This is a genomic window from Streptomyces sp. IMTB 2501, from assembly GCF_001953885.1.
In the GTDB taxonomy this organism is placed as follows: Bacteria; Actinomycetota; Actinomycetes; order Streptomycetales; family Streptomycetaceae; genus Streptomyces.
Genome location: NZ_MQUS01000009.1, coordinates 126,504 through 150,155, shown reverse-complemented (window position 1 = coordinate 150,155; position 23,652 = coordinate 126,504). Strand labels below are relative to the sequence as shown.

Annotated in this window: 22 protein-coding genes and 2 pseudogenes; 15 read left to right on the top strand and 9 right to left on the bottom strand. The window is 70.9% G+C overall.

The genetic code is table 11. The annotated features are described in order from the left end of the window. Positions 1 to 204: 204 nt before the first annotated feature. On the bottom strand, positions 205 to 1,824 hold the full coding sequence (locus AV521_RS17720) for a serine/threonine-protein kinase (protein ID WP_076089429.1): 1,620 nt from the start codon (positions 1,822 to 1,824) through the stop codon (positions 205 to 207). 205 nt (positions 1,825 to 2,029) lie between these two features. On the opposite strand from AV521_RS17720, the gene AV521_RS17715 reads away from it, so the two are divergent. After that, positions 2,030 to 2,824, top strand: coding sequence for an FHA domain-containing protein (locus AV521_RS17715; protein ID WP_256725581.1), 795 nt, complete (start codon positions 2,030 to 2,032; stop codon positions 2,822 to 2,824). Positions 2,825 to 2,879: 55 nt separating this feature from the next. Here the strand turns inward: AV521_RS17715 and AV521_RS17710 are convergent, their stop codons facing one another. From AV521_RS17710 to AV521_RS17700, 3 genes are all read right to left on the bottom strand, one after another. Continuing rightward, positions 2,880 to 3,101: a hypothetical protein gene (locus tag AV521_RS17710; RefSeq protein WP_076089427.1), complete on the bottom strand. Its 222-nt coding sequence runs from the start codon at positions 3,099 to 3,101 to the stop codon at positions 2,880 to 2,882. A gap of 32 nt (positions 3,102 to 3,133) precedes the next feature. Beyond that, positions 3,134 to 5,671, bottom strand: coding sequence for an AAA family ATPase (locus AV521_RS17705; protein ID WP_076089426.1), 2,538 nt, complete (start codon positions 5,669 to 5,671; stop codon positions 3,134 to 3,136). Positions 5,672 to 5,769: 98 nt separating this feature from the next. After that, positions 5,770 to 6,528, bottom strand: coding sequence for a Crp/Fnr family transcriptional regulator (locus tag AV521_RS17700; RefSeq protein ID WP_256725580.1), 759 nt, complete (start codon positions 6,526 to 6,528; stop codon positions 5,770 to 5,772). Between the two features lie 173 nt (positions 6,529 to 6,701). Here AV521_RS17700 and AV521_RS17695 point away from each other — a divergent pair, with 173 nt between their 5' ends. From AV521_RS17695 to AV521_RS17670, 6 genes are all read left to right on the top strand, one after another. After that, positions 6,702 to 7,445: a hypothetical protein gene (locus tag AV521_RS17695; protein ID WP_076089424.1), complete on the top strand. Its 744-nt coding sequence runs from the start codon at positions 6,702 to 6,704 to the stop codon at positions 7,443 to 7,445. A gap of 9 nt (positions 7,446 to 7,454) precedes the next feature. Continuing rightward, positions 7,455 to 7,871: a hypothetical protein gene (locus AV521_RS17690; protein WP_076089423.1), complete on the top strand. Its 417-nt coding sequence runs from the start codon at positions 7,455 to 7,457 to the stop codon at positions 7,869 to 7,871. Beyond that, a complete protein-coding gene (locus AV521_RS17685; protein WP_076089422.1) occupies positions 7,868 to 9,070 on the top strand; it encodes a protein phosphatase 2C domain-containing protein in 1,203 nt (400 codons plus the stop codon). Before AV521_RS17690 ends, AV521_RS17685 begins: the two co-directional genes overlap by 4 nt. Further along, complete coding sequence (locus tag AV521_RS17680) at positions 9,067 to 10,215, top strand: hypothetical protein (RefSeq protein WP_076089421.1); 1,149 nt, start codon at positions 9,067 to 9,069, stop codon at positions 10,213 to 10,215. The genes AV521_RS17685 and AV521_RS17680 overlap by 4 nt, the downstream gene beginning before the upstream one ends. A 14-nt stretch (positions 10,216 to 10,229) precedes the next feature. Further along, a complete protein-coding gene (locus tag AV521_RS17675; protein ID WP_076089420.1) occupies positions 10,230 to 10,880 on the top strand; it encodes a VWA domain-containing protein in 651 nt (216 codons plus the stop codon). 469 nt (positions 10,881 to 11,349) lie between these two features. Next, entirely contained in the window at positions 11,350 to 11,913 is a 564-nt protein-coding gene (locus AV521_RS17670) for a hypothetical protein (RefSeq protein ID WP_256725579.1), read from the top strand. Between the two features lie 328 nt (positions 11,914 to 12,241). On the opposite strand, the gene AV521_RS17665 is transcribed toward AV521_RS17670, so the two are convergent. Then, complete coding sequence (locus AV521_RS17665) at positions 12,242 to 12,796, bottom strand: DoxX family protein (RefSeq protein ID WP_076089583.1); 555 nt, start codon at positions 12,794 to 12,796, stop codon at positions 12,242 to 12,244. A 131-nt stretch (positions 12,797 to 12,927) separates the two neighbouring features. Between AV521_RS17665 and AV521_RS17660 the strand changes: the two genes are divergently transcribed. Together AV521_RS17660 and AV521_RS17655 are read left to right on the top strand one after the other, a co-directional pair. Continuing rightward, positions 12,928 to 13,254, top strand: a complete 327-nt coding sequence (locus AV521_RS17660; RefSeq protein ID WP_076089418.1) for a hypothetical protein — start codon at positions 12,928 to 12,930, stop codon at positions 13,252 to 13,254. A 72-nt stretch (positions 13,255 to 13,326) separates the two neighbouring features. Then, complete coding sequence (locus AV521_RS17655; protein WP_256725578.1) at positions 13,327 to 14,322, top strand: aldo/keto reductase; 996 nt, start codon at positions 13,327 to 13,329, stop codon at positions 14,320 to 14,322. Positions 14,323 to 14,474: 152 nt separating this feature from the next. On the opposite strand, the pseudogene AV521_RS50855 reads toward AV521_RS17655, so the two are convergent. Continuing rightward, positions 14,475 to 14,588 (bottom strand): annotated as a pseudogene (locus AV521_RS50855) (ABC transporter ATP-binding protein); the annotation flags it as partial. Positions 14,589 to 14,908: 320 nt separating this feature from the next. Here AV521_RS50855 and AV521_RS17650 point away from each other — a divergent pair. Further along, positions 14,909 to 16,123 (top strand): D-alanyl-D-alanine carboxypeptidase family protein, encoded by a 1,215-nt coding sequence (locus tag AV521_RS17650; RefSeq protein WP_179023184.1) that lies wholly within the window; start codon positions 14,909 to 14,911, stop codon positions 16,121 to 16,123. Between the two features lie 301 nt (positions 16,124 to 16,424). On the opposite strand, the gene AV521_RS17645 is transcribed toward AV521_RS17650, so the two are convergent. Then, positions 16,425 to 17,183, bottom strand: coding sequence for an SDR family oxidoreductase (locus tag AV521_RS17645; protein WP_076089415.1), 759 nt, complete (start codon positions 17,181 to 17,183; stop codon positions 16,425 to 16,427). Positions 17,184 to 17,560: 377 nt separating this feature from the next. On the opposite strand from AV521_RS17645, the gene AV521_RS17635 reads away from it, so the two are divergent. The 5 genes from AV521_RS17635 (at position 17,561) to AV521_RS17615 (ending at position 22,484) form a co-directional block, all read left to right on the top strand. Then, positions 17,561 to 18,826 (top strand): multidrug effflux MFS transporter, encoded by a 1,266-nt coding sequence (locus AV521_RS17635; RefSeq protein WP_256725597.1) that lies wholly within the window; start codon positions 17,561 to 17,563, stop codon positions 18,824 to 18,826. Next, on the top strand, positions 18,766 to 19,947 hold the full coding sequence (locus AV521_RS17630; protein WP_179023182.1) for a serine hydrolase: 1,182 nt from the start codon (positions 18,766 to 18,768) through the stop codon (positions 19,945 to 19,947). The genes AV521_RS17635 and AV521_RS17630 overlap by 61 nt, the downstream gene beginning before the upstream one ends. A 38-nt stretch (positions 19,948 to 19,985) precedes the next feature. After that, the gene (locus AV521_RS17625; RefSeq protein WP_076089412.1) at positions 19,986 to 20,981 is read left to right on the top strand and encodes a small ribosomal subunit Rsm22 family protein; all 996 of its coding nucleotides are present in this window, start codon (positions 19,986 to 19,988) and stop codon (positions 20,979 to 20,981) included. Between the two features lie 26 nt (positions 20,982 to 21,007). After that, positions 21,008 to 21,622 (top strand): TetR/AcrR family transcriptional regulator, encoded by a 615-nt coding sequence (locus AV521_RS17620; protein WP_076089411.1) that lies wholly within the window; start codon positions 21,008 to 21,010, stop codon positions 21,620 to 21,622. A gap of 127 nt (positions 21,623 to 21,749) precedes the next feature. Further along, positions 21,750 to 22,484, top strand: a complete 735-nt coding sequence (locus AV521_RS17615; protein WP_076089410.1) for a bifunctional DNA primase/polymerase — start codon at positions 21,750 to 21,752, stop codon at positions 22,482 to 22,484. Positions 22,485 to 22,496: 12 nt separating this feature from the next. On the opposite strand, the gene AV521_RS17610 is transcribed toward AV521_RS17615, so the two are convergent. Together AV521_RS17610 and AV521_RS50850 are read right to left on the bottom strand one after the other, a co-directional pair. After that, a complete protein-coding gene (locus tag AV521_RS17610; protein WP_076089409.1) occupies positions 22,497 to 23,516 on the bottom strand; it encodes a hypothetical protein in 1,020 nt (339 codons plus the stop codon). After that, positions 23,476 to 23,646, bottom strand: a pseudogene (locus tag AV521_RS50850) (iron transporter); the annotation flags it as partial. The pseudogene AV521_RS50850 and the gene AV521_RS17610, both read right to left, overlap by 41 nt. Positions 23,647 to 23,652 lie beyond the last annotated feature (6 nt).

Here is a 23,652-nt window from a genome sequence, read left to right as displayed (position 1 = left end):
CGTCGGCGCCGTTCTGGCGTGATGTCATGGGTCGACAAGTTGTGGTTGGCGCAGTAGGCCGGGCACATGAGGTATCCGCAAGGGGGCGGGCTGACCGCGGGGCGACGCGTGCGGTCTGTACAGCGGTGGCACCAGGCGCGGGAGCAGGGCGGCCGCGTTCCACGAACAAACGCTGGCGTTCCCGCGGCGGTTGTGCCGTTTGCTTCACTGCTTGACCGGGGTGTGGCCGTTCATGGCGAAGCGGGCGGAACACTGCTCGTCGGATCGGTTGCTCGCGTTCCAGACGCAGATCCACATCGTGTCGCCGACGTCTGAGAGGAAGCTCGTCTTCGCGGCGCCCCAGGAGGCATGGAAGGTGTACGCGATGCCGTCGCTGCGGTACAGCGTGGCGTCGCAGGTTTGGTTCAGGGAGGTGTTGAGCACGCCCGCGAGTTCGCCGGAGCCGTTGTCGTCCAGCCAGGCGGAGCAGGCGGCGTCGTTGCCGAACCAGTCGGTGTCCGCCTCGGAGCCCTTGACCTGAGTCGAGTCGTCGCTGCCGTTGATGCCGCTGATCGACGATGAGGTGGGCCTGACGGCAGCTGCTGAGGACGCGGCGGTCGCGACGGTGCCCGAGGCCGAACTCGGGCTGGACGCGCGCGGCGGGACGGTCGTGTCCGTGCGGACCGAGGGCGAGGGAGCGGACTTGGCGGTGGACGAGGCCGAACGGCTTGGGCTCGCGGAGGGCGCCTGCGTCGTCCCGGCCACAGGCCTGGTGGGGACCGACGCGCTGTCGGACGACTGCGAGGCGCGGTGCTGCGGGGATGCGGACGGGACGAGCAGGAACGCTGCGACGGCGCCGACGGCGATCACTGCGGCGGCCGGGAGCAGGACCAGACGTTTGCGCGGGCGGCGAGGTAATGCGGGGGACGTGGGTACGGTCTCCGGCTTCGGATCCGCGTCCAGGTCCGGCGGTGGGACGGTCTCCAGTTTGCCGACCGGCGTCGCGGCGAAGGCACGTCGCGAGGCGATGCGTGACATGACCTCAGAGGGCCATGTCGGGGGCGGGACGGCCAGGTGCGCGCGGGCCGCCTCTACCATCTCGCCGGCGGTGGGGCGGGCTTCGGGGGCGGTGGCCAGACAGGACTCGATGACGGCGGCGAGGCCGGCATCCACGGCACGCAGCGGCTCGACGTCAGGGACGACACCGGGTGTGCGGCCCGAGGCCGCGTAGAGCAGGAGCGCACCGAGTGCGTAGACGTCCGCGGGCGCGTGCACGTCTTCGTCGCCGGCCTGCTGTTCCGGTGCCGAGAATCCCTGCGTTCCGAAGCTGCCACCGCTCCTGGTGAGCCTCGCCTGGTCTGCGGCGCGCGCGATGCCGAAGTCGATCAGCTTCACGCCGTCGCGCACCAGCATCACGTTGCCGGGCTTCACATCGCGGTGCACGATCTCGAGCGCGTGCACGGCCCGCAGTTGAGCGGCTGCCTCGGCCAGCAGCAGCCACAGCGCCTCGGTGGGCAGCGGGCCGCGCAGCCGGACCGCCTCGTCCACGGTGAGTCCGGGGATGTACTCGGTGGCGAACCAGGGGCGTTCCGCGGTGCCGTCGCTGGCCAGCACCCGCGGCCCGACTCCGACCGGCACACGGTAGAGGATGCCGACCTCGCGTTCGAAGCGCTCGCTGGAGACCAGCCGCGGCCGGACGCGCTTGACGGCGGCGTAGCCCTTGTCCGACGCCCCTAGGTAGACCTCGCCCATGCCGCCGGTGCCGAGCACGCCGATGATGTTGAAGCTGCCGATCTCCTGCGGATCGTCCGGGCCGAGCGGTTCGGCGGTCGTGCTATCGATCATCGGCCGTGCCCCCGCTGCTCGCGTTCACGGCGGGGAGGCTATCGACCAAGTCCACGCCATGCAACACGAGTTGACAGCGGACGCGCGCCTCCCTGCCGTACGGGAGGTCGCACATCTCTGATGTCAGCGCACCGCAAGCTGGAGGGAGGACCGGTCCTCGCAATGCGCTCCTACACTGGCGCGAGCCGAGCCGGAGGTATGTGATATGGAGTACGGAAATTTCCCACCTCAGATGCTGCCGCCGGGCAGTCCCTCCGACAGGGTGCCCTCGGCGCCGCCCGGGACGATCTTCGTACTGGGTCCGGAGGGCGGGTACGCCGTGCCGCCGCGCCGGTACACACTGCTGTTCGGACGTGACCGTGAGGACGTGCATGTGCCGGTCGGCGTCGACGACCCGACCGTCAGCCGTCGGCATGGCGTGTTCACCTGCACGGGCACGGACGGCGACTGGTGGCTGCTCAACACCGGCAATCTGCCGATCGAACTGCCCGACGGCGCGCTGATGCTCACCGGCCACAAGCGGATCGTCGAGTCCGGGTACACCCCACTGGTGATCAACTCGTCCAAGCAGCGTTCCCACCTGGTGGAGGTCCGCGTCGTGGGCGAGGACGACCGGCACCCCCGCGCCACGAGCGGTGCGGAGACCGTGGATCCCGAGACGGTCTACGAACTCTCCCCGCAGGAGCGGCTGGTGCTCACCGCGCTCGCCCGGCGCTACCTGGAGGGCCACGACGCCTTCCCGCTCCCGCTGGCCTGGGAGGACACCGCCCGTCTGGTCAACGCCTCGCCTTACGCGACCAAGTCCTGGACCTACAAGTCGGTCGCGAACGCGGTCGAGGACGTGCGCGAACGGCTGCACCGGCGGGGCGTACGCGGACTGCTGCGCGAAGAGGTCGGCGAGCCGGTCGGCTCGATGCTCAGCGTCAACCTCATCAGGGAACTGCTGAAGACGGCGACACTGAACGCTCAGGACCTGGAGTTGCTGGCCGGCCAGGACTGAGCGGATCGCAGGGTGCGTGCCCCGGTCGATCGTCGGCCGGGGCACGCGGTGTTTCTCAGCGGTCTGCCTCATGCTGGGCTTCGGCGTTGTACGTGACGTGCATGGTGCCGTGTTCGACTGCGAAGACTGCTGCTTGGTCCTCCGCGGAGTTCTGCTGGTGCGGTTGCGGCTGCTCAGGGCCATGCGTCGTGCTCGTCACGCGGTTGTTGTCGCCTACGATGAACGTGCCGGAGACGTCCCCGGCGTGGATGTCCCCGTGTGTGGATTCCGTGGGCATGATCGGCCTTTCTTGAGGGATGTCGGGGCAGGTCAGCCGCCGCAGTCGGTCTGCAGACTGTGTGCGGCCGAGTTCATCGCCGCGACCTGACTCGATGTGTCGAGCACGCTGCCTCCCACACTGGGGTCGAACGACTGATACTGGCTCGCTGTCTGCTGAGCAGCGGTCAGCATGTCGTTGAGGTCTGTTTCCACGGAGCTGTCCTGAGCTTCCGATATGGCCTGCCGCAACGTGGACTCGATGGAGTTCAGGTCGCTGATGACAGTGTTGTCGTCGGCGACCACCGTGCTGTCGTCGGGAGGGGCGGATGTCTCGCCCGCGTTGTAGGAGTCCATGGCGCTGTTGTACGAGTCGATCGCGTCGGACACGGCGGAGACGTCGGTATTGAACTGCGGGATCATCGGCGACAGGGCTGGGATCACAGTCGCGCACACGGGATCGACCGTGGGCGAGGTGTCGTCGGTGGGCGAGGTGTCGTCGGTGGGTGGGGTGTCGACGGTGGGCGAGGTGTCGTCGCTCAGGCTCGGCGTACCGACGGGGCTCGGCGCGACGACTGAAGACGTGTCAGGCTGGTCGTTCGCGTAGACCGCGGCACCGAGGCCCAGCACGGTCACGAGGCCCATCGTGCAGGCGATGGCGAGTGCTGAAATTCCGCCCTTGGCACCCGCTGCGCCGGCGGCGGTGACCGCCGTGTGGGAGCCTGCGCTCGTCGCGGTCGTCGTTGTGCTCGCAGCGTGCGCCGGCTGGGCGGCGGAGGTGTGCGCCTGCGAGAGGTCGATCCGCTTCGGTATCGGTGCGGCGGAATGTGCGCCGGTCACGTGGGCGGCGACGTGCGGCTGTCCGGCGGGACGGGAGAAGTCGACCACCGGCCTCGCCACGGGAGCGTGCGGGGGAACGTGCACGGGAGCCGCAGTGGCGGGCGTGGGGGCGGGCGCGTGCGTGAGGGCCGGCGTGTTGCCCGCGACGTGCGGGTGCGTGAGGGTTGGCGTGTTGCCCGCGACGTGCGGGTGCGTGAGGGCCGGCGTGTTGCCCGCGACGTGCGGGTGCGCGAAGGCCGGGGTGTTGCCCGCGACGTGCGGCGGGGTGAACGCGTGGACCGGCTGCGGGGTGGTCGTCGCGGTGTTGGCGACGTGATGGGCTGCCGAATGCGCTCGCAGAGCGGTGAGTTCCCGCCACAGCACGTCCGCCTCAAGCACAAGGGCCGTCGTCTGCGCAGCCCGGCCGATCACCCTCCGGCGGGTGCGCGCCTCGCGCAGGAAGAACTCCTCACCCTCCTTGTCTCCCGCGCTCTTCGCCGCTGCCCAACCGACTCCGAGCAGGCTGCCCCACGCGTCGAACTGCCGGGACAGCGCCAGCTTCGGTGAGGCGGCACGGGCCAGCGCCGCGCCGAGCTGCGCGTGTCCGCTCCTCTCCGCTCGCAGCACCGCGACATCCAGGGCCTGAAAGTGTGCCGCGACGTCGTCCGGGGCGGTGTCCCTCTCCTCAACCCACGCGGTGAGCGCCTGGCAGAGCCGATCGGCGGGAAACTCCGTCGCCCGGCTCTTCAGCGCGTACTCGGCGACGTCCGGCGGACAGCTGTAGCCGGTCTCCGAGGCGAGCAGCAGGCCGTGTCGTACCAGGCCGTCGGCGAGCGCGTCGGTGTCCGGTCGAGCGAGCAGATCATTGAGATGCCGGGCGGCCAACTCGGCGCCGGACAGTGAGCCGAGCAGATGCAGCAGGTCGCGCTCCTGCGGCCGGAGCCTGTTCAGCAGCGCGGGAAGCAGTTCGGGGAGATCGGCGATGCCCGGCAGACCCTGGCCGGTCGCGGCCGACAAGGCGATGCGCCGCAACCGGAGCGGGTTGCCGTCCACCGCGTCGCACAGCGCCTCCACGGTCCGCGCCTCGTCGGGCCGCAGCTCGCGGTTCAGCAGCGCCGTCACCAGTTCCGTCGCCGCCGAGGTGGTCAGCCCCTGGAGTTGGAACGCGTGCACGCCGTCGACCGCGGACCACTGCTGCGAGGTGAAGACGAACGTGGACTGCTCGGCCATGTCGAAGAGCCGGCGCAGGTCCTTCTCGCCGAGTCCCGCATCGTCCAGGTAGATCCGCAGCCGCAGTGTCTTCAGATGCTCCTTCAGCGCCTCCAGCGACGGCTTGTAGTTCGGCGCGTCGAAGCTGATGTCGAATATCGCCTGTGCGATGTCATCAGGCGTACGTCCGCCGGCTTCGATATAGGCGACACCCTCGGGCCCGCGCGGCATCGTACGCGCGAGGTGGCGCAGCAGTGCACTCTTGCCGACCCCGGACGCGCCCCAGACCTGCACCAACTGACGTCTCTCGATCGTCTCTTGCAGTGCCCGCACATCCCGCTCGCGGCCGATCAGCGGATCGGCGGCGGACCGCGGCAGCTGGGAGATCGGCCGGCGCCTGACTGGATCCGGCAGCGGCCCCGCGTGCACGGTGACGTTCGAACCGTACTCGGCGGTGATCCCCAGGTTGGTCACGGTGTTGTGGCTGCCTACGACCACCGTTCCGGACACGTTGCCGACCCCGATCCGCTCGGAAGCGTCCGGAGCGCCGTTGTTCTCTGGCATCTGCTTCCCCGTTCTCTCCAACGCTCGGGTCCCGTCCGACGCTCGGGTCCCGGCACTCGGTCATGCTGGCGCCGCCCCGTCGTGCGAACCCGGCGCTTTTACGTGTTTGGCGAGATCGCCGGCGATCCGGCGGGCCCGGCCGCGACGCCCTCCGGCGGGGCGGCCTCGACGGCGATCCGGGCGAGGTGGTCCAGATCGAGGATCGTGATCCTGCGGTAGCCGGTCACGACCGCGCCCGACTCCCGCAGCGCCCGCAGGGCCTTGTGGATCGACGACTCCGCCGCGCCGACCAGGGTGGCCATCTCCGGCTGCGACAGCGGGAGTTGGGCTTCGTTCCGGCCGGGACGACCGTAGATGACGGCCAGGTGGTGCAGGATCCTGGCCAGCCGCCCGAGCACGTCGCAACCGGTGAAGTCGACGATCCGGCCGGTCGCCGTGCGCAGCTTGGCCACCACGCTCGCGCTGAGCGCAAGACCGATGGCGGGGTGCTGTTTCGTGCACTCCAGCAGTTCCGAGCGCAGGATGTAGCGCGCCAGCACCCTGCCACAGGCGGTCACGGTGCCGATGCGCGGCTGACCGTCGATCCCGGCGAGTTCCCCGACCAGGTCCCCGGCCATCCGCACGGCCAGCAGCGCCTCGCGGCCGTCCTGCGCGTGCGCGGTCACCTTCACCGTGCCACCGAGCAGGAGCAGCGCGTAGTCCGAGGTGTCGGCCTCGCGGATGGCGATCTGACCAGCCGGGTAGACCACGCCGTGGCCGAGTCCCAGCAGGATTTCGCGGTCGGCCTCGTCCACCCGGCCGAGCAGCCCGGCCGCCGGCCAGTAGGCCGCGGCCCCCCGAACCCGTGTGTTGCTCATCGGCCACACCTCTCTTCCTCGTTCGGCCGAAGCCGCACAAGCCGTATTAGTAGCCGTTCTACCCGAGGACCCCTCCTCTACGATCTCGGAAATCATTCTGTCGGCATCGGATAACAGGGAAGACGGCCAATCGATCTTCGAATTGCCGGCCCCGTCGTGATCGCGGAGGGATTGTGAATCCGAGGTACGAATACCGAGCCCTGCTGGCGTGCGACATCGCGGGTTCCGCGGGCCGCGGCGAGCAGCGGCTGCAAGAGATCCGCAGAGTTCTGCGTTCCGCGCTGTTCGACGCCCTCGACATCGCGGATCTGGACGCAAGGGACTTCGCGTACGTCGACACCGGCGACGGCTGTCAGCTCGTCGCCCCGGCCGCGTTGCCCAAGGCCAGACTGTTGTTCCCACTGCTGCCGGAGCTGGGCTCACGGATCCGCGAGCACAACCGGCACGCCGGCCCGGACACCCGGCTGCGGGTGCGGGCCGCGGTGCACGCGGGGGAGATCCGGTTCGATCCGGAGGGCACCGTCTCCGGCGCCCCCTTCGAGGCGCTGGCCCGGCTGCTCGACTCGGCCCCGCTGCGGCACGCGGCCCTGGCCGGTACCAGTGGCACCCCGGTGGCCGCCATCCTTTCGCACCACTTCTACGAGGAGACGGTCGGGCACGGTTACGAGGGGCTCGAAGCCGATGCCTTCACCGCGGCCGACGTCCGGGTCAAGGAGTACGCCGCGCGGGCCTGGCTCTGGTATCCGGGCAGCCCCGTCGGGCCCCGCGTCGAGACCGGCCGGGATTCCGGCTCCGGCGAGCCGCCTGCGGAACCCACGCCGCGGACCGTGGAGCAGCTCGTCCAGGCCACGGGAAACGGCACGGTCTTCGCCGTCCACCGAGGCGACCAGTACATCCGCCACAACGACCGAGGTTGATACGCGCTGATGAACGAGGAACTCGCCGAGCTGGCCGCGAGCGGCGCCACCGCTCTGGTCTCCGCGATGGGCACCGATCTCTGGCAGGAGGCGAAGAGGCTGATGAGCGGCGTCCTCGCGCAGGCTCGCGGTAGCCGCCGCACGGAGCTGTCCGCCGCGCTGGACCGGCAGGCGACCGCCGACAGGGGGGCGGTCGACGCCGTGGCCGTGGGCTACTGGACCGAGGCTCTGTCTCAGCTGCTCGACCGGAACCCGGCTCTCGCCCAGGACGTCATGGCCCTGGCGTCGCTGCGAACCCCGGAAATGCCGGACATCGTGATCCAGGTCAATTCCGCCACCAATTCAGGTGGAGTATTCGCGGTGCAGCACGGCACTCAGCATTTTTCCTCCGGACCGAATTCCCGCGATTCCGAGGAACGGCCGTGAGCCGGGACAACAGCCGGCGGGGTGGCCTCATGGACGGACGGGGGCGGGCGATGCTGCTCGTGGCCGTCGTCATCGGGGCCTTCATCGAGGTCAGCACGCCGCATCGGCAGTACGGCCGGCTGGTGGACGTGTTCGCCCTCGCGGCAGTTGGTGTCGCCGGCACGGCGGCCGCGCTGGGGTCCGAGGCCGCCGCGACGCTCGCCCGGCAGCGCGACCGGCTCGAACAGGTGCCCAAGCCCGCCACAGCGGTTCCGATCTGTCGCTACGTCACCGGACCTGCGGCTCCGCAGGCCCAGCCCGCGAGGCCTCAGCCGTTCCTGCGCGAGCGGCCGACCGACCTGAGCGTTCCCCGCTTCGGCGACGGCGCCCGTGCCCAGGGCTACCCCTGGCTGCTGCCGGAGCGCACGGTGCAGAACGGAATCGCTGCCGACGAGGCCACGGTCGGTGCCTTCACCATCCGCGCGGCCTCCGTCATCGGGCCCGGCCACCGCTGTGGCCGGCCCGCCGAGCCGCGGCAGGACTCCTACCGGATCGGGCGAAGCCGGGACAGCCGGTACGCGATCGTGGCCGTGGCCGACGGCCTGTCCAGCGCGGCCTGGTCCGACGCCGGGGCCACCACGGCCGCCAGCCAGGCTGTCACCCTGCTGCGCGAACAGATCGAGGCAGTGGGCTTCGACAGGCTCGATGTCAAGGAGCTGTATGCGCGGATCGCGGAATCGGTCGCCGCGCACGCGGCCGGACGCGGCGTCGGCACCTCACACGTGGCCACCGTGCTGATCACCGCGGTGCTCGCCGAACCGGACGCGAACGGCGTCGCGCAGGCCTGGGTCGCGTGGCTCGGCGACAGTTCGGCCTGGACGCTCGACCCGCGCGGCCCGCTGTGGCTGTTCTCGTGCGGCGATGCCAAGGACCGCACGGCCGCGGTCGTCTCGAACGAGGTCGCCGGGCGACTGCCCGACACGCCACAACTGGCCAGGGGCCACTACGTCTCCCTCGCTCCCGGCGCCGCCCTCGCCCTGGTCACGGACGGGATCGGCGACGCGTGGGCGGACCGGGCGGGCAACGTCAACGAGTACTTCGCGAACGCCTGGCGCTCGCCGGTGCCGGCCACGCGGTTCATCGCCGACGTCGGTTTCGACGCACCGCAGTGCCTTGACGACCGCACCGCTGTCGTGGCGTGGAACGGTGGCCGGGCATGACGGAACCCCATCTCATCGATGGCGCCGATGGCGCCGATGACGGTGCGAGCGACGGCGGCCCGGTGGCCGATCCGCGGGGCTGGGCGTTGCCGCGGACCGTGAGCGTCAGCGATCTCGGACCACTCGCCGAGCCGATCTCCGAACACAACGGCCAGGCCGTCGCCGTGAAGCCGCTGACGAACCATCCGGGCTGGCTGGCCAAGCTCTACCGGCAGGACCAGCACCCGGAGGACGCCGATCGGCTCGACCTGCTGATCTCGGCTCCGGGCACGCTGCCGGAGGCGGATCGTGCGGCCCTGTACGCCGGGACGTGCTGGCCCGCAGCCCGGATCCACGAACCCGGCAACCCGGCCGTCGGCTGCGTGATCCCGATGGCGCCCGAGCAGTACCGCTCAGAGCTGCGGCGCGGAGGGTTCAGCGAGCGCCGTTTCGTGGAGATCGACTGGCTGGCGAAGTCCGACGAGTCGATCGGGCGGATCGGACTGTCGCGCCCCGGCTTCGAGGGCAGACTGGCCGCCTGCCGCCAACTGACAGAGCTCGCCGGGATCCTGGAGAGCCTGGGCCTGGTCTACTCGGACTGGTCGTTCTCCAACGCCTTCTGGAGCCCGGATCAGCGTTCCGTCTATCTCATCGACGTCGACGGCTGTCAGCCGAACAGGATGCCTGACATCCACCAGCCGAACTGGGCCGACCCGCTCACTCCGCAGGGCACCGACGCGGACGAGTACACCGACCGCTACCGGCTCGGACTGCTCGTCGCCAAATGCATGACGGGCCAGCGTGACGCGCACGCCTTCCACACCGTCGCCGCGTCTCACTGGCAGAACCAGCCCGCCGTCTCCGACGTACTGCTGGACATGCTGCTCGCGACCGACCGCGAGCGACGGCCCTCGGCCGCTCAGCTGCATCTGGCGCTGAACGGCGGGCCCTATCTCAGGACCGTGCCACGTCCGACGTACGCCGCGCTGCCTCCGCTGCCGCGCACGAACCCGCGGCCCCACCCCGGCCCCGATACGGCCGTGAAGGACTCCGGGTCGACGCCCACCGAGGCAGCACGGACGCCTCCGACCGCCCCGCACAGCGGGTGGGTTCTCGTGCTCGTCATAGCCGTGATCCTGCTCTTCGTCATCGCCTCCAACCACTAGCTCAGAGGTGCACCATGTCACTCTGCCTGCCCACCTACGTGGTGATCGACGCGTCTTCGTCGATGAAGCCGCACGAGACAGTGCTCAACGCGACCCTCTCCCGTCTGCACTACAACCTGGCGACAAATCCCCGCGTCTCGGAGTTCGCCCGAGTCTGCGTGATCGCCTTCTCCACCGACGTGCACGTGGTGATCCCGATGTCGGACATGGAGCAGGTGCCGACCATGCCCGAGGTGATCTGCGGCGGGCGCACGGAGTACGGCAAGACCTTCGACCGGGTGCGGCAGTGCATCGAACAGGATGTCAGCGACCTGAGGATGCAGAACTTCAGCGTGCTGCGGCCGACGGTCTTCTTCCTGACCGATGGCGGTCCGACCGACGCGCACTGGCAGAACTCCTTCCGCACGCTGGTGGACAGGAGCTGGCCGCGTCACCCGCACGTGATCGCCTATGGCTTCGGCGGCGCCAAGCGTGACGTGCTGGAACAGGTGGCGACCAAGGCGCTGTTCATCGCCGACGGTTCGGACACCGAGTCGGCGCTGAGCGCGGCGATCTCCGGTCTGCTCAACACCCTGATCGCCTCGTCGAAGACCGGCCAGATGCAGATCGCCACCGACGTCAAGGGCTTCGAGTACGTCCAGGTCGCCCAGGAATACGTGGACTGATGAGGGACGCCGACCCACGTTCCACGGCGTCGCGGGCACTGCGCGCCTCCGTCGGACTGACCGCGCTGGCCGCAGCGCTGCTCACCTGCGGCGCCGCGGTCGAGACGGCGGGCAATCTTCTCGGCCCCTCGGCGAACGGGAGCAGAAGCGGCTCGCACCCGGCGGCGACCGCCGAGCCGACCCACGCCCGCCCCCGCCTCCCAGGGGCGCCGTCGCCAGACCGCCCATCGCCGACCTCACCCGCCTATCTGCCCAGGCCCACGACCACGGCCACCGCTACCCGTAGTTCGTCAAACGGAAGGTAGAGGAACTTGGTGTTGTAGATGGGCTCGTAGCGTGGCAGGGCTGCTGGCCGTTCGGTTCCTGATCTCACTCGTCAACGCTCGGACACTGCCCCCGTCGCTATCGGCGGGCGTACGATCAAGGCACCTGTTGATGAAGCGAGGCGACATCGATGCCACGTGCTCACGTGCCCATACGTGTGATTGCCATCGGCTTGGCCGCAACCGCGCTTCTGCTCGCCACGGCGTGTGGCCGACAGTCCGCCGTGGCCCCGGCGACGCCCAGGAGAACGAGCCCGCCGGCTCCGTCGCCGTCCAACAGCTCCGGGCCGCCCGACCAGCAGAGGCTGGACGCGGCGGCGGACGCCGTCCAGCGTCTGGGCGCCTCTCAACCTGATTCCTTCACCGGACTTGTGGTTGACAATCCGGGCGATCGCGTCATCGTCTACCGTAAGCCGCGCCCCGCCTTCGACGCCGCACTCGCTCGACTCCACACGGGTGTGCGCATCGTTGAGCGAGATGCGCCGCGGTCGATCAGTGAACTGGCGACGACCCGGAACCGTGTGACGGCGTTGCTGGGGCACACCACCGGGTACACCATCGTCTCCGTGGGCGACGGATCGGTGGCGAGCTACACCGCCGGCGTGGTGGAGGTCGGCGTCAGCGGTGATCTGCCTCGTGCCAAGCAGGAGTTGGGTGCGCGGTTCGGCGACGAGGTCGCGGTTGCGGCAGGTGAGCCCGCAGTGGGGTGAGAGGGCATGTCGCCTTCGCGTGTTCCCCGCTGTTGCCGTTGCCTCCGCAACCCGACAGCGTGCAAAGTACGACGGCCGCCGCGCAGGTCCGTCGCAGGGACATCCTAGGAGCTCGCTCGCGGAACACCCTTCCCCCCAATTCTGTGAGCACGTCAGAACATCAGCAGCCGATCATCGTAGGGGCAGAACGCATATGCGAACCGATCGGATTCACCCGTTACTTGAGGGAAGAGGTGAAGCGGGACGGGCCTGTTCGCCAGAGAAGTGGCCAACCAGCTCCGCCCTCGCCACCCCGTTCCGTGCTGTCCTCGTGTCGAGCGCAGCGTGGCTACTCCTCGAATTCCTCGAACAGTGCCTCCTGTTTTCCCTCGGTCTTCGCCCGTACCCGGCAGTTCCGCGCTCCGATCACCGCGGCCGTGGCCGCCGCCGTCACCCCCAGGGCCGCCGGGACCATCCAGCCGCGGTCGAAGACATGGCCCAGGGCGTGGTCGAGGGAGAGGCGGCCGGGGCCGGTGATGGCCAGGCCTGCGGCTGCGAGGCCCAGGGTTGTCGCGTACTCGTAGCCGCCCGCCTGGGCGAAGAAGCCGTTGGGCAGATGGACCGCCGCCGCTCCCGCCATCGCGCCGGCCGCCGCCGCGCCCGCCGCCGGGGTCGCCAGGCCCAGGGCCAGGAGCGTGCCGCCGCCGGCCTCCGCGAGGCCCGCCGCAGTGGCGCTCGCCTTGCCCGGCGCGTAGCCGACGGACTCCATGAACTGGCCCGTGCCCTCCAGGCCGTGCCCGCCGAACCAGCCGAACAGCTTCTGCGCGCCGTGTGCGGCCAGCACCCCGCCGGTCCCCAGCCGGAGCAGCAGCTGGCCCAGATCACGTCGGTCGTAGCAGCTCACGGTGACTCCCAAACGGAGAGGCGGAGAGGGGGCGAGGCTCGTGTTCCCACCGTCGCAGGTTCGGCACCCGTGGGCCCGTCGGGGAGAGCGTTCGGGTGGCGGGCCCGGCTCAGCGGTGTGAGCCTGGCGCCATGACGATTAAGCCAGCCAATCTCAGCGACCCGGCCGTCCGGGCGTTCGTGAGCGCCGTCAACTCTCATGACCGGGACAGGTTCATGTCCCTGCTCGCGCCCGGCGCGACCATGGCCGACGACGGCTCCGACCGGGACCTCGCCGACTGGATCGACCGGGAGATCTTCTCCTCCAACGGGCACCTGGAGGTCGACAACGAGTCCTCCGGCGGGCGGGCACTTCTCGCCCGCTACCGCAACGACACCTGGGGCGAGATGCGCACCCGGTGGACCTTCACCGTCGAGGACGACGGGCGGATCTCCCGCTTCGAGACCGGGCAGGCTTAACACCGATCAGGCACCCGTTCCCCTCCGCGGGGCTTGTCCTCGTGTGCGCTTCAACTCCTACCGTCCATGGGCATGACGACGTCCATGGGTACGACGAAGAGAACTCTGGGACGCAGCGGCATCGGCGTCAGCGCGCTCGGTTTCGGCTGCTGGGCCATCGGCGGGGAGTGGCAGTCCGCCGACGGGCAGCCGCTCGGCTGGGGGAAGGTGGACGACGAGGAGTCCGTACGGGCGATACACCGTGCGCTCGACCTCGGTGTCAGCTTTTTCGACACCGCCGACGTCTACGGCACCGGGCACAGCGAGACCGTCCTCGGCCGCGCCCTAGGCACACGGCGGGACGACGTCGTGCTCGCCACCAAATGGGGCAATGTCTTCGACCCGGACACCCGCACCCTCACCGGAAACGACGACACCCCGGAGTACGCCCGCCGCGCCCTCACCGCCTCCCTGCGCCGCCTCGGCACCGATCACATCGATCTGTACCAGTTCCATCTGTCCGATGCGGATCCGGCGCGGGCCGCGGAACTCCGCGATCTGTGCGAGGAGTTCGTGAAGGAGGGGCTCATCCGCGCGTACGGCTGGAGTACCGACGACTCTGGGCGCGCCGCCGTCTTCGCCCAGGGGCCGCACTGTACGGCCGTACAGCACGCGCTCAATGTGCTGGACGACGCTCCCGAACTCCTCGGTCTGTGCGAGCGGTTGGAGCTCGCGAGCGTCAATCGCAGTCCGCTGGCCATGGGATTGCTCACCGGGAAGCGGCACGGCGCGCCGGCGGCCGGGGACATCCGCAGCCGGCCGCCCGCCTGGCTGCAGGGGTTCGGGGACGGCTCAGGGGCCGATCCGCGGTGGGTGGCCCGGGTCGACGCCCTGCGCGACGTCCTCACCAGCGGTGGCCGCACCCTCGCCCAGGGCGCCCTCGCCTGGCTCTGGGCCCGCAGCCCGCGCACCGTGCCGATCCCGGGCTTCCGGTCCGTCGCGCAGGCCGAGCAGAACGCGGGAGCGATGGCGAAAGGGCCGCTCACCCCGGGACAGCTGGCCGAGATCGACCACATCCTCGGGAGGTGAGCGGCACCCAGGACCCGATCGGCACAGCGGACCAGTGGCGTCGGCCGCCGTACTGCTGCTGGGTGCAGGGCTCGTCGTGGGTGACCATGACGAACGTCAGGCCGTGCCCCCGCCGCAGGCCCTCTGGTAGGGGCCATGATGTCGTCGAGGTTGCCCGTGAGGCCCTGTACGGCCGGCTGGTCGCCGTCGGCGATGGTGAGGTCGATGCCGCGCAGCGCCACCACCGTCTCCTTGCCCGGCGTACAGCGCTTGGTGACGCCGGTGAGACAGGAGGTTCGACGCCGGCTGTCGGCGGGGTCCGCCGCCCCGCCCGTGCTGCCGAGCTGAACGCGGCGGCGAGCACCGCGCCGGACAGCCGCTTGCCGACCCTCGTGACCAGGTCGGAGGCGGTGGGCAGGGAGCCGGAGTTCTGGCAGGCCGAAGCGGCCTTGAAATCCGCGCCGCCGCCCCGCAGTTGCCCTCGGTAAAGGATGTGTGAGGCCTGGGAAACCAGGGGAACTCATAGTATTTTCATAACGCGGCAAATTCCGCGTCGTACGGCCCTCCTTCGAGGAATCCCCTGCTGGGCGCGGTGTACGGTCCCCGGGTGCGCGAATGTTCCCGGCTCAGCCGACGTGCCGTCCTCGGACTGACGGCCGCCGCCCTTCCCTTGTCCACGGCCACCGAGGCCGCCGCGACCACGGTCGTCGGCGGCGAGCAGCTGGCCCGTACCGGTGTCCAGGTGCGTGGAGCCTCCGGGCTGCCCGCCAAGATCACCGCCCGCTCCTGGCTGATCGCCGACTGCGAGAGCGGCGAGGTGCTCGCCGCGTTCAACGCGCACCGGCGGCTTCCGCCCGCGTCCACCCTGAAGATGCTGTTCGCGGACACGGTGCTGAAGAAGTTCGACCGCACCGAGCGGTACACGGTGAAGGACTCCGACGTCTCCGACATCCCGCTCGGCTCCAGCCTGGTCGGTATCAAGCCCGGCCTCTCCTACACCGTCGAGCAGTTGTGGCAGGGCGTGTTCCTGCGCTCGGGCAACGACGCCGTGCACGTCCTCTCCCACATGAACGGCGGCATCGCCAAGACCGTCGCCGAGATGCAGGCGAAGGCCCAGGACCTGCAGGCCCTGGACACCCATGTGGTCAGCCCCGACGGCTTCGACCACCCGGGCCAGATCTCCTCGGCGTACGACCTCTCGCTCTTCGCCCGTCACGGCCTGAAGGACGCCGACTTCCGTGGCTACTGCGGCACGCGGACCGCCGACTTCCCGGCCGGCGGCAAGAAGACCTTCCAGATCCAGAACACCGACCGTCTGCTGACCGGGGCGTGGGGCCTGAAGTCGTACGACGGCCTGATCGGCGTCAAGAACGGCTACACCAGCAATGCCGGCAACACCTTCACCGGCGCGGCCACCCGGGGCGGACGCACCCTGCTGGTGACGGTCATGCACCCCGCCGAGGGCAGCAATGCCGTCTATGAGCAGACCGCCGCGCTGCTCGACTGGGGCTTCGGGGACGGGCGTACCGCGCAGGCCGTGGGCACGCTCGTCGATCCGCTCAGCGAGGGCGGCGCGAGCGCGGGTCGGGCGCCGGGGAAGGAGGCGCAGGCGGCGGCCGGCGCGCCCGGTTCGGCCGGCGGGTCGTCCACCGGACGCGTGGTGGAAGGCGCGGGGGTCACGGCGCTGCTGCTGGCGGCGGGGGTGGCGATGATGGTGAAGCGGCGCCGCAGGGCGGTCGCTGCGACCGCGCCGGCCGACACGGAGACGGTGCACGCGGAGGCGGCGGGGACGAGGGAGCCCGGGGGACGGCACCGGCGCTGAGATGCTGAGAAGACTGGAATGTATGCCCCGAGCGGATGCGACGCCCGCCTGAGAAGGCTGAAGCGCACGCCTGAAAAGGCCGAAATGCGCGGCGGCCGTTCCACCGACCGGTGCGTACCCCGCGTCCCGCGCGAGGTCCACCCCCAACTCCGGCCCGGTGGAACGGCCGCCGCCTCCCCCCTCGGTATGGCTACGGAATCCACAGGCTCCAACTGTGAAGCTCTTGTGGAGGAGAGTTGAGCATATGCGCTCGACCGGCCGCAATGCTGCGGATGCCCAAATTCCGTTTGTGCAAATGGATTCAGCCCCGCCCGATGTACGGCATCGCCGTCGCCAGCACCGTCGCGAACTGCACGTTCGCCTCCAGTGGCAGCTCGGCCATGTGCCGCACGGTGCGTGCCACATCCGCCGCGTCCATCACCGGCTCGGGAGCCACCTCGCCGTTCGCCTGTAGGGCGCCGGTCTGCATCCGGGCCGTCATGTCGGTCGCCGCGTTGCCGATGTCGATCTGCCCGACCGCGATGTTGTACGGCCGTCCGTCCAGGGACAGCGACTTGGTGAGGCCGGTCAGCGCGTGCTTGGTCGCGGTGTAGGCGACCGAGAGCGGGCGAGGTGTGTGCGCCGAGATGGAGCCGTTGTTGATGATCCGGCCGCCCTGCGGATCCTGCTCCTTCATCCGCCGGTACGCGGCCTGCGCGCACAGGAACGCCCCGTTGAGGTTGGTGTCCACCACGTGCCGCCACGCGTCGTAGGACAGTTCCTCGACCGGGACCCCGCCGGGCCCGAAGGTCCCCGCGTTGTTGAACAGCAGGTCCACCCGGCCGAACCGGTCCACCGTGGCCGCGAACAGCGCCGCCACGTCCTCGGGGTCGGAGACGTCCGTGCGCACGGCGAGCGCGGCGCCCTCCGGGACCAGGGCCGCCGTCGCCTCCAGCGTCTCGATGCGCCGGCCGGCCAGCGCCACCGACCAGCCGGCCCGCAACAGCTCCACGGCGACCGCCCGCCCGATACCGGAACCGGCGCCGGTCACCACCGCGATCTTCGATTGCCTGTCAGTCATGGCACCGCAGCGTAGGCGGCGAGTCCGCCATGCGGAATGCCATGTCCGCCATACGGTTAACGGGGGGGCGAGCCCTCCAGCGGCACCGACGGCGACTCCTCCAGCGGCACCGACGGCGACTCCTCCAGCGGCACCGACGGCGACTCCTCCAGCGGCACCGGTGGCGACTCCTTCTCGCGCGCCCGCGGTGCCCGCCGGCACGACGCCCGTCGCCAGGATCCCCCAGGGCACCCTCTGCTCCGCCCTCGCTCATGTGTGCCCAGGCAGTGTGTGCGAGCTGAGAGCATAGGTGCCGGTCGTGTCCTGACAGGGGCTTCTGAACAGGGGAGGGGCGCATGCACGAGCGTGCGGCGGTACCGACACCGAAGACACAGCTCATGTCCACCCCTGCCGCGGCGCAGGTTGGTGCGGCGCGCCGCACCGGCCTGCTCGTCACCCTGGTCCTCGGCGGCCTCACCGCGACACCCCCGCTCGCCATGGACATGTATCTCCCGTCCCTGCCGGAGGTCACCAGGTCCCTGCACGCGCCCGCCGCCACCGTCCAGCTCACCCTCACCGCGTGTCTGCTGGGCATGGCCCTCGGCCAGCTGGTCGTCGGCCCGATGAGTGACCGCTGGGGCCGCCGCCGGCCACTCCTCGCCGGCCTCGCCGTCTACCTCCTCGCGACCGCCCTGTGCGCCCTCGCACCGAACGTCGAGACACTGGTCGCCTTCCGGCTGGCGCAGGGTCTCGCGGGCTCGGCCGGGATCGTCATCGCCCGGGCCGTCGTACGCGACCTGTACGACGGCGTGGCCATGGCCCGCTTCTTCTCCACCCTGATGCTGATCTCCGGGGTCGCGCCGATCGTCGCGCCGCTGATCGGCGGGCAGATCCTGCGGGTCACGGACTGGCGGGGCGTGTTCGTGGTCCTCACCGTGATCGGCGTGCTGCTGGCCGCCCTCGTCTGGCTACGGCTGCCCGAGACGCTGCCGCCCGCAGATCGCCACGCCGGGGGAGCCGGTACGGCCCTGCGCGCGATGCGGGGGCTGCTCGCCGACCTGCCCTTCACCGGCTACATGCTGGCCGGCGGCTTCGCCTTCGCCGCGCTGTTCGCGTACATATCCGCGTCCCCGTTCGTGATCCAGGAGATCTACGGCGCCTCCCCGCAGACCTTCAGCCTGCTGTTCGGCCTCAACTCGGTCGGCCTGGTGGTCGCCGGACAGGTCAACGGCAAGCTCCTGGTCGGCCGGGTCGCCCTGGACAAGGTGCTGGCCTGCGGCCTCTCGGTGATCGTGCTCGCCGCGACGGCCCTGCTGCTGATGTCCACCGGCGCCCTCGGCGAGACCGGCCTCGCCCCCGTCGCCGCCGCGCTCTTCGTCCTGATGTCCGCCATGGGCATCACGCTGCCCAACGCCCAGTCCCTCGCCCTGCTGCGTACCCGGCACGCCGCCGGTTCCGCCTCCGCGCTGCTCGGCACCACCTCCTTCCTCGTCGGCGCGGTCGCCTCACCGCTCGTCGGCGTCGCCGGAGAGCACACCGCCGTACCGATGGCGGTGGTCCAACTGGCGGGAGCACTGGTCGCGGCGGCCTGCTTCGTGGGAATGTGCCGTCCCTGGAAGACACGGGGGAACACCCGTGCGGGGTCGGAGGGAGACGAGAACTGAGCGCACCGAAACTGCGCGCCGACACACCGGAACGGGCCGGGCTCGATCCGGTGGAACTCGGGCACCTGGTCGGCGAGGTGCACGCCCTCACCGCCGGAGACCGCCCCTGGGCGCCCGGCGCCGTCGTGCTGGCCGGCCGCGGACCTGTGATCGCCGTCGCCGAGGCGGCGGGCTTCGCCGTCCGCTACTGCGGCTACGACCCCGAGACCGACACCGGTGTCGAACTGCCGCCCGCCGCCCGGGTCCCGGCCACCGTCGACACGCCCTTCGACCTGGCCTCCCTCACCAAGCTGTTCACCTCCGTCGCCGCCGTGCAGCAGATCGAGCGCGGCACCCTCGGCATGCACGCCCGGGTCGGCGACTACCTGCCCGACTTCCACGCCGCGGCCGCCCACGGCATCACCGTGCGGCAGCTGCTCACCCACACCTCCGGGCTGCGCCCCGAACTCCCGCTGTACGACTGCCCGGACGACGCCACCCGCCTGTCCCTGCTGCGCGCCGAGGCCCCGACGAGCGAGCCCGGCCGGTATCTCTACTCCGACCTGAACATGCTCCTGCTCCAGTCCGTGCTGGAGCGCCTCACCGGCCGTAGCCTCGACGTCCTCGTCCAGGACGGCATCACCCGCCCGCTCGGCATGACGGCCACCACCTTCGGCCCCTGCCCCGGCGCGGCCGCCACCGAGGACCAGCGGCGGCCGTGGGCCAAGGCGGACCGCGGGTTGCTGCGGGGCGTCGTCCACGACGAGAACGCCTGGGCGCTGGGCGGCGTGGCCGGCCATGCGGGCCTCTTCTCCACCGCCCCCGACCTGGCCGTCTTCTGCCGCGCCCTGCTCGCCGGCGGCTCCTACGGCCCCGCCCGCATCCTCGGCCCCGACTTCGTCGAGCTGCTCCTCACCCCGCCCGGCCTGGGCTTCACCGTCGACCAGCCATGGTTCATGGGCGAACTCGCGGGCAGCGGCGCGGCGGGCCACACGGGCTTCACCGGCACGTCACTCGTCCTCGATCCGAGGACGGACACGTTCCTGATCCTGCTGGCGAACACGGTGCATCCACGGCGCGGGGCACCGGACAACGGGCCGAGGGCGGCTCTGGCGACGCATCTGGCCAGGGCGGTGATCTGACCTCACCGGTGCTCCGGGCTGCGCCGTAGAATCACCGGGTGAACGACCCCGTACGCCCAGCGGAGCACCTGCGCGCGGCCCTGGACGACGTCCTCGCCGGACTCCCGCCCAGGCAAGCAGCCGGAGCGGTCGAAAGACTGATCGCCAACTACCGCGGGCAGACCCCCACCGCCGCGCCGATCCTCCGCGACCGTGCCGACGTGGCCGCCTACGCCGCCTACCGCATGCCGGCCACCTTCGAGGCGGTCCACGCGGCGCTGGAGGCGTTCGCCGCGGCCATGCCCGACTGGACGCCCCGCAGCCACACCGACGTCGGCGGTGGCACCGGCGCCGCCACCTGGGCCGTCACCGCGACCTGGCCCGGCGAGCGCGGCGTCACCGTGCTGGACTGGGCCGAGCCCGCCCTCGCCCTCGGCCGGGAGATCGCCGGCGCCAACCCGGACCTGCGGGGCGCCCGCTGGCAGCGCGCCCGGATCGGCGCCGACCTCACCCTGGACGACGCCGATCTCGTCACGGTGTCGTACGTCCTCAACGAACTCGCCGAGCCCGACCGCGCCGCCCTCGTCGACGCCGCTGCCGCCGCCGCGCAGGCCGTGGTGATCGTGGAGGCCGGCACCCCGGCCGGCTACGCCCGGGTGATCGAGGCCCGCGACCGCCTCGTCCGCGCCGGCCTGCACGTCGTCGCCCCCTGCCCGCACAGCGCCGCCTGCCCCATCGAGCCCGGCAAGGACTGGTGCCACTTCTCCGCCCGGGTGAGCCGCTCCTCCCTGCACCGCCAGGTCAAGGGCGGCACCCTGCCGTACGAGGACGAGAAGTTCTCGTACGTCGTCGCCACCCGCCTGCCCGCCGAACCGGCCCCCGCCCGCATCGTCCGGCGCCCGCAGATCCGCAAGGGCCAGGTGCTGCTGGACCTGTGCGAGGCCGACGAACGGCTGGCCCGTAGGACGGTCACCAAACGCCACGGCGACCTGTACAAGGCGGCCCGGGACGCCGAGTGGGGCGACCGGTGGCCGCCGCGGGAGCCGCCCGCGTAGTCACGGTGGCTTGTTAACGTCCCCCCATGGTCAAGAAGCCGGCCCCCGACGCCGCCCGCCGCAGCGAGAAGTCCCGCAGAGCGATCTACGCCGCCGCCCTCGCCCTGGTCGGCGAGATCGGTTACCCGAAGACCACCGTCGAGGGGATCGCCGCACGGGCCGGGGTCGGCAAGCAGACGATCTACCGCTGGTGGTCCTCCAAGGCGGACGTCCTGCTGGAGGCGTTCCTCGACCTCTCCACGCAGGCGGCACAGGAAGCGGGGCAGGCGCCGTACACCATCCCGGACACCGGCGACCTCGCCGCCGACCTCAAGGCGGTGCTGCGGATCACGGTGGACCAGCTCCTCGACCCGCGCTTCGAGGTGCCCGCCCGGTCCCTGGCCGCCGAGGGCGTGGTCAACGAGCCGCTCGGCCGCGAGTTCGTCGGCAAGCTCCTGGAGCCTCAGCTCCAGCTGTACGTCGACCGGCTGCGGGCCGCGCAGGACGCCGGGGCGGTACGGGCCGACGTCGATCCCCGTATCGCCCTGGAGCTGTTCGTCTCACCCCTCGCCCAGCGCTGGCTCCAGCACACGGCCCCGATCACATACGCCTACACGGACACCCTGGTCGACTACGCCCTGTACGGCCTGATCCCCCGCTGATCCATGTGAGGCGGGTCTCGTCCGGTTCCTCCGGATCCGCCCCGCGGCCCCCCGAAGCGCAGGAAGATGGGACGATAAGGCATGCTGTCCGCACACCAGCGAGGCAACCACCGAGGCGAGGCGATAGATGAGCGCGACGTTCGGCGGCCGGTCCGGCCGGCAGGGCAAACTCTCCCAGTGGCTGCTCGGACGCCGTCCGAAGGAAGCCGCCGACGACGGCCGTGAGGCCGAGCTGCTCGCCGCTGCCGCCGCCGGCCTGCCGCTCGCCCCCGCCGCGCACCCCGCCCCCGGCTACCGCTGTTCCTGCGACCGCGTCGGCTGTCCCACCCCGGCCCGGCACCCGGTGTCGTTCGCCTGGCAGACCCAGTCGACCACCGACCGCGCCCAGATCGAGCGCTGGGCCCGGCACCAGCCGCAGGCCAACTTCATCACCGCCACCGGTATGACCCATGACGTCCTGGACGTGCCCCTGGAGGCCGGGCGGGAGGCGCTGGAGCGGCTGCTCGGCAGCGGGGTCGAGGTCGGTCCGGTCGCCGAGAGCGACGACGGCCGCATGCTGTTCTTCACCCTCACCCGCGGTACCCCCGAGGACGAGGACGAGTGGTGGCCGTGTGAGCTGGACTGCCACCCCGAGACCATGGACGAGCACCCTGGGCTGCGCTGGCACTGCCGCGGGTCGTACGTGCTCGTACCGCCGGCCCGGCTGCCCGGCGACGACGGGCGGCGGGTGCGCTGGGTGAGCGGCCGTGGCCCGGAGCTTGCGCTGCCGGATCCGTTGAGCCTGCTGGAGGTGCTCACGGACGCGTGTGGGCGGTATGCCGGTACGACCGCCGAGGGCGCGGTCTGGCCCTTGCGCCACTAGACGCTCAGCGTTCTACTCGCCCTGCGCCGATGTCAGGCCCGGTACCCGGCCCAGTACCGACACCCTGCCGTTGCCCGCCGGGTCCAGGGCGACCTCCGCGGACATGAGTTCCAGGGTCAGGGACTGTTTCACCTCACCCTGTGTCAGGGCCTGGACGTCCTTGTTGGGGATCGGGACGGTGGTTCCGGTGGCTGCGGTCTGCTTCTCGTAGTGGTGTGTGGTGAAGAACACCAGCGCGCCGCCGTCCGCGGTGCGCAGCGCCAGCGGTGCGTAGCCGCCGCTCGTCAGCGGCCGGTCGATGAACTGCGTGACCAGGCCGGGCTTGCGGGCCCGCTTGGCCCGGTCGGCGCGCTCGACGCTGGTGTACTGGCCGTCGGCGAAACCCGGTCCGCCCTTCTTCAGGTACGTCGCGTAGTCCTCGCTCAACTTCCCCGGAGCGACGGCGACTTGGGTGGAGTCGGCCGGCACCGCCTCGGCCCAGCCGTCGTTGTCCGTCCGGAACTGCGGTACGGCGCCGGGCGCCACGAGCGTCACATACGCCACCCGCCAGCGCGCACCGAGGTCGCCCCGGGTGAACACCATCAGCCAGCGCGCGGCACCCGTCTTGTTGCCCTTGGCGTCGGCCACGAACCAGCGCGGCCAGCCGGGCTTCCTGGGGATCGTGATCTTCAGGTCCGACAGCTTCAGCGGCACGTGGTTCGCGTTGCCGGACGGGCTGTTGGTGTGCCCGGCCTTCAGCCGGGCGGCGGTGATGTCGCCGAACGGGCCGGTGAGATAAGGCGCGTCCAGGGAGTTGTCGTAGGCCTTGTCGGCCTTGTTGTACGCGGTCGTGAACGCGGTGACCGCCTGCGCGGCCTCGGCGCGGGTGGCGGAGGGGAGCATCTCCCGCTCCCCGTGCACCACCACGCACCCACTCGCCGTCAGCGACAGCGCGGTCAGCGAGGCCGCCGCGAACGCGTTCCGGCCGCGCCTGCGGAGCAGCGCCTTCCGGTCACGCCTGCGGAGCCTGCGCGGGCTGCGATACCTGCTCATCGGGTCCCTTCACCTTCCCCTTCCCGGAGGCGAACCCTACCGGGGCGAAGAACACCGCGAGTGCCGGGATCAGGTACAGCAGCCACACCGTGACCTGGAGGACGGCCGGGTCGGGCCGGAAGTCGAACACGCATGC

What these genes read in the sequence shown, in the direction of transcription:
- AV521_RS17715 (WP_256725581.1), top strand. Translation starts at nt 2,030, where the DNA reads ATGGAGTACGGAAATTTCCCACCTCAGATGCTGCCGCCGGGCAGTCCC.
- AV521_RS17720 (WP_076089429.1), bottom strand. Translation starts at nt 1,824, where the DNA reads ATGATCGATAGCACGACCGCCGAACCGCTCGGCCCGGACGATCCGCAG.
- AV521_RS17610 (WP_076089409.1), bottom strand. Translation starts at nt 23,516, where the DNA reads ATGAGCAGGTATCGCAGCCCGCGCAGGCTCCGCAGGCGTGACCGGAAG.
- AV521_RS17655 (WP_256725578.1), top strand. Translation starts at nt 13,327, where the DNA reads ATGACGACGTCCATGGGTACGACGAAGAGAACTCTGGGACGCAGCGGC.
- AV521_RS17710 (WP_076089427.1), bottom strand. Translation starts at nt 3,101, where the DNA reads ATGCCCACGGAATCCACACACGGGGACATCCACGCCGGGGACGTCTCC.
- AV521_RS17635 (WP_256725597.1), top strand. Translation starts at nt 17,561, where the DNA reads ATGTCCACCCCTGCCGCGGCGCAGGTTGGTGCGGCGCGCCGCACCGGC.
- AV521_RS17645 (WP_076089415.1), bottom strand. Translation starts at nt 17,183, where the DNA reads ATGACTGACAGGCAATCGAAGATCGCGGTGGTGACCGGCGCCGGTTCC.
- AV521_RS17675 (WP_076089420.1), top strand. Translation starts at nt 10,230, where the DNA reads ATGTCACTCTGCCTGCCCACCTACGTGGTGATCGACGCGTCTTCGTCG.
- AV521_RS17620 (WP_076089411.1), top strand. Translation starts at nt 21,008, where the DNA reads ATGGTCAAGAAGCCGGCCCCCGACGCCGCCCGCCGCAGCGAGAAGTCC.
- AV521_RS17705 (WP_076089426.1), bottom strand. Translation starts at nt 5,671, where the DNA reads ATGCCAGAGAACAACGGCGCTCCGGACGCTTCCGAGCGGATCGGGGTC.
- AV521_RS17700 (WP_256725580.1), bottom strand. Translation starts at nt 6,528, where the DNA reads ATGAGCAACACACGGGTTCGGGGGGCCGCGGCCTACTGGCCGGCGGCC.
- AV521_RS17660 (WP_076089418.1), top strand. Translation starts at nt 12,928, where the DNA reads ATGACGATTAAGCCAGCCAATCTCAGCGACCCGGCCGTCCGGGCGTTC.
- AV521_RS17680 (WP_076089421.1), top strand. Translation starts at nt 9,067, where the DNA reads ATGACGGAACCCCATCTCATCGATGGCGCCGATGGCGCCGATGACGGT.
- AV521_RS17615 (WP_076089410.1), top strand. Translation starts at nt 21,750, where the DNA reads ATGAGCGCGACGTTCGGCGGCCGGTCCGGCCGGCAGGGCAAACTCTCC.
- AV521_RS17690 (WP_076089423.1), top strand. Translation starts at nt 7,455, where the DNA reads ATGAACGAGGAACTCGCCGAGCTGGCCGCGAGCGGCGCCACCGCTCTG.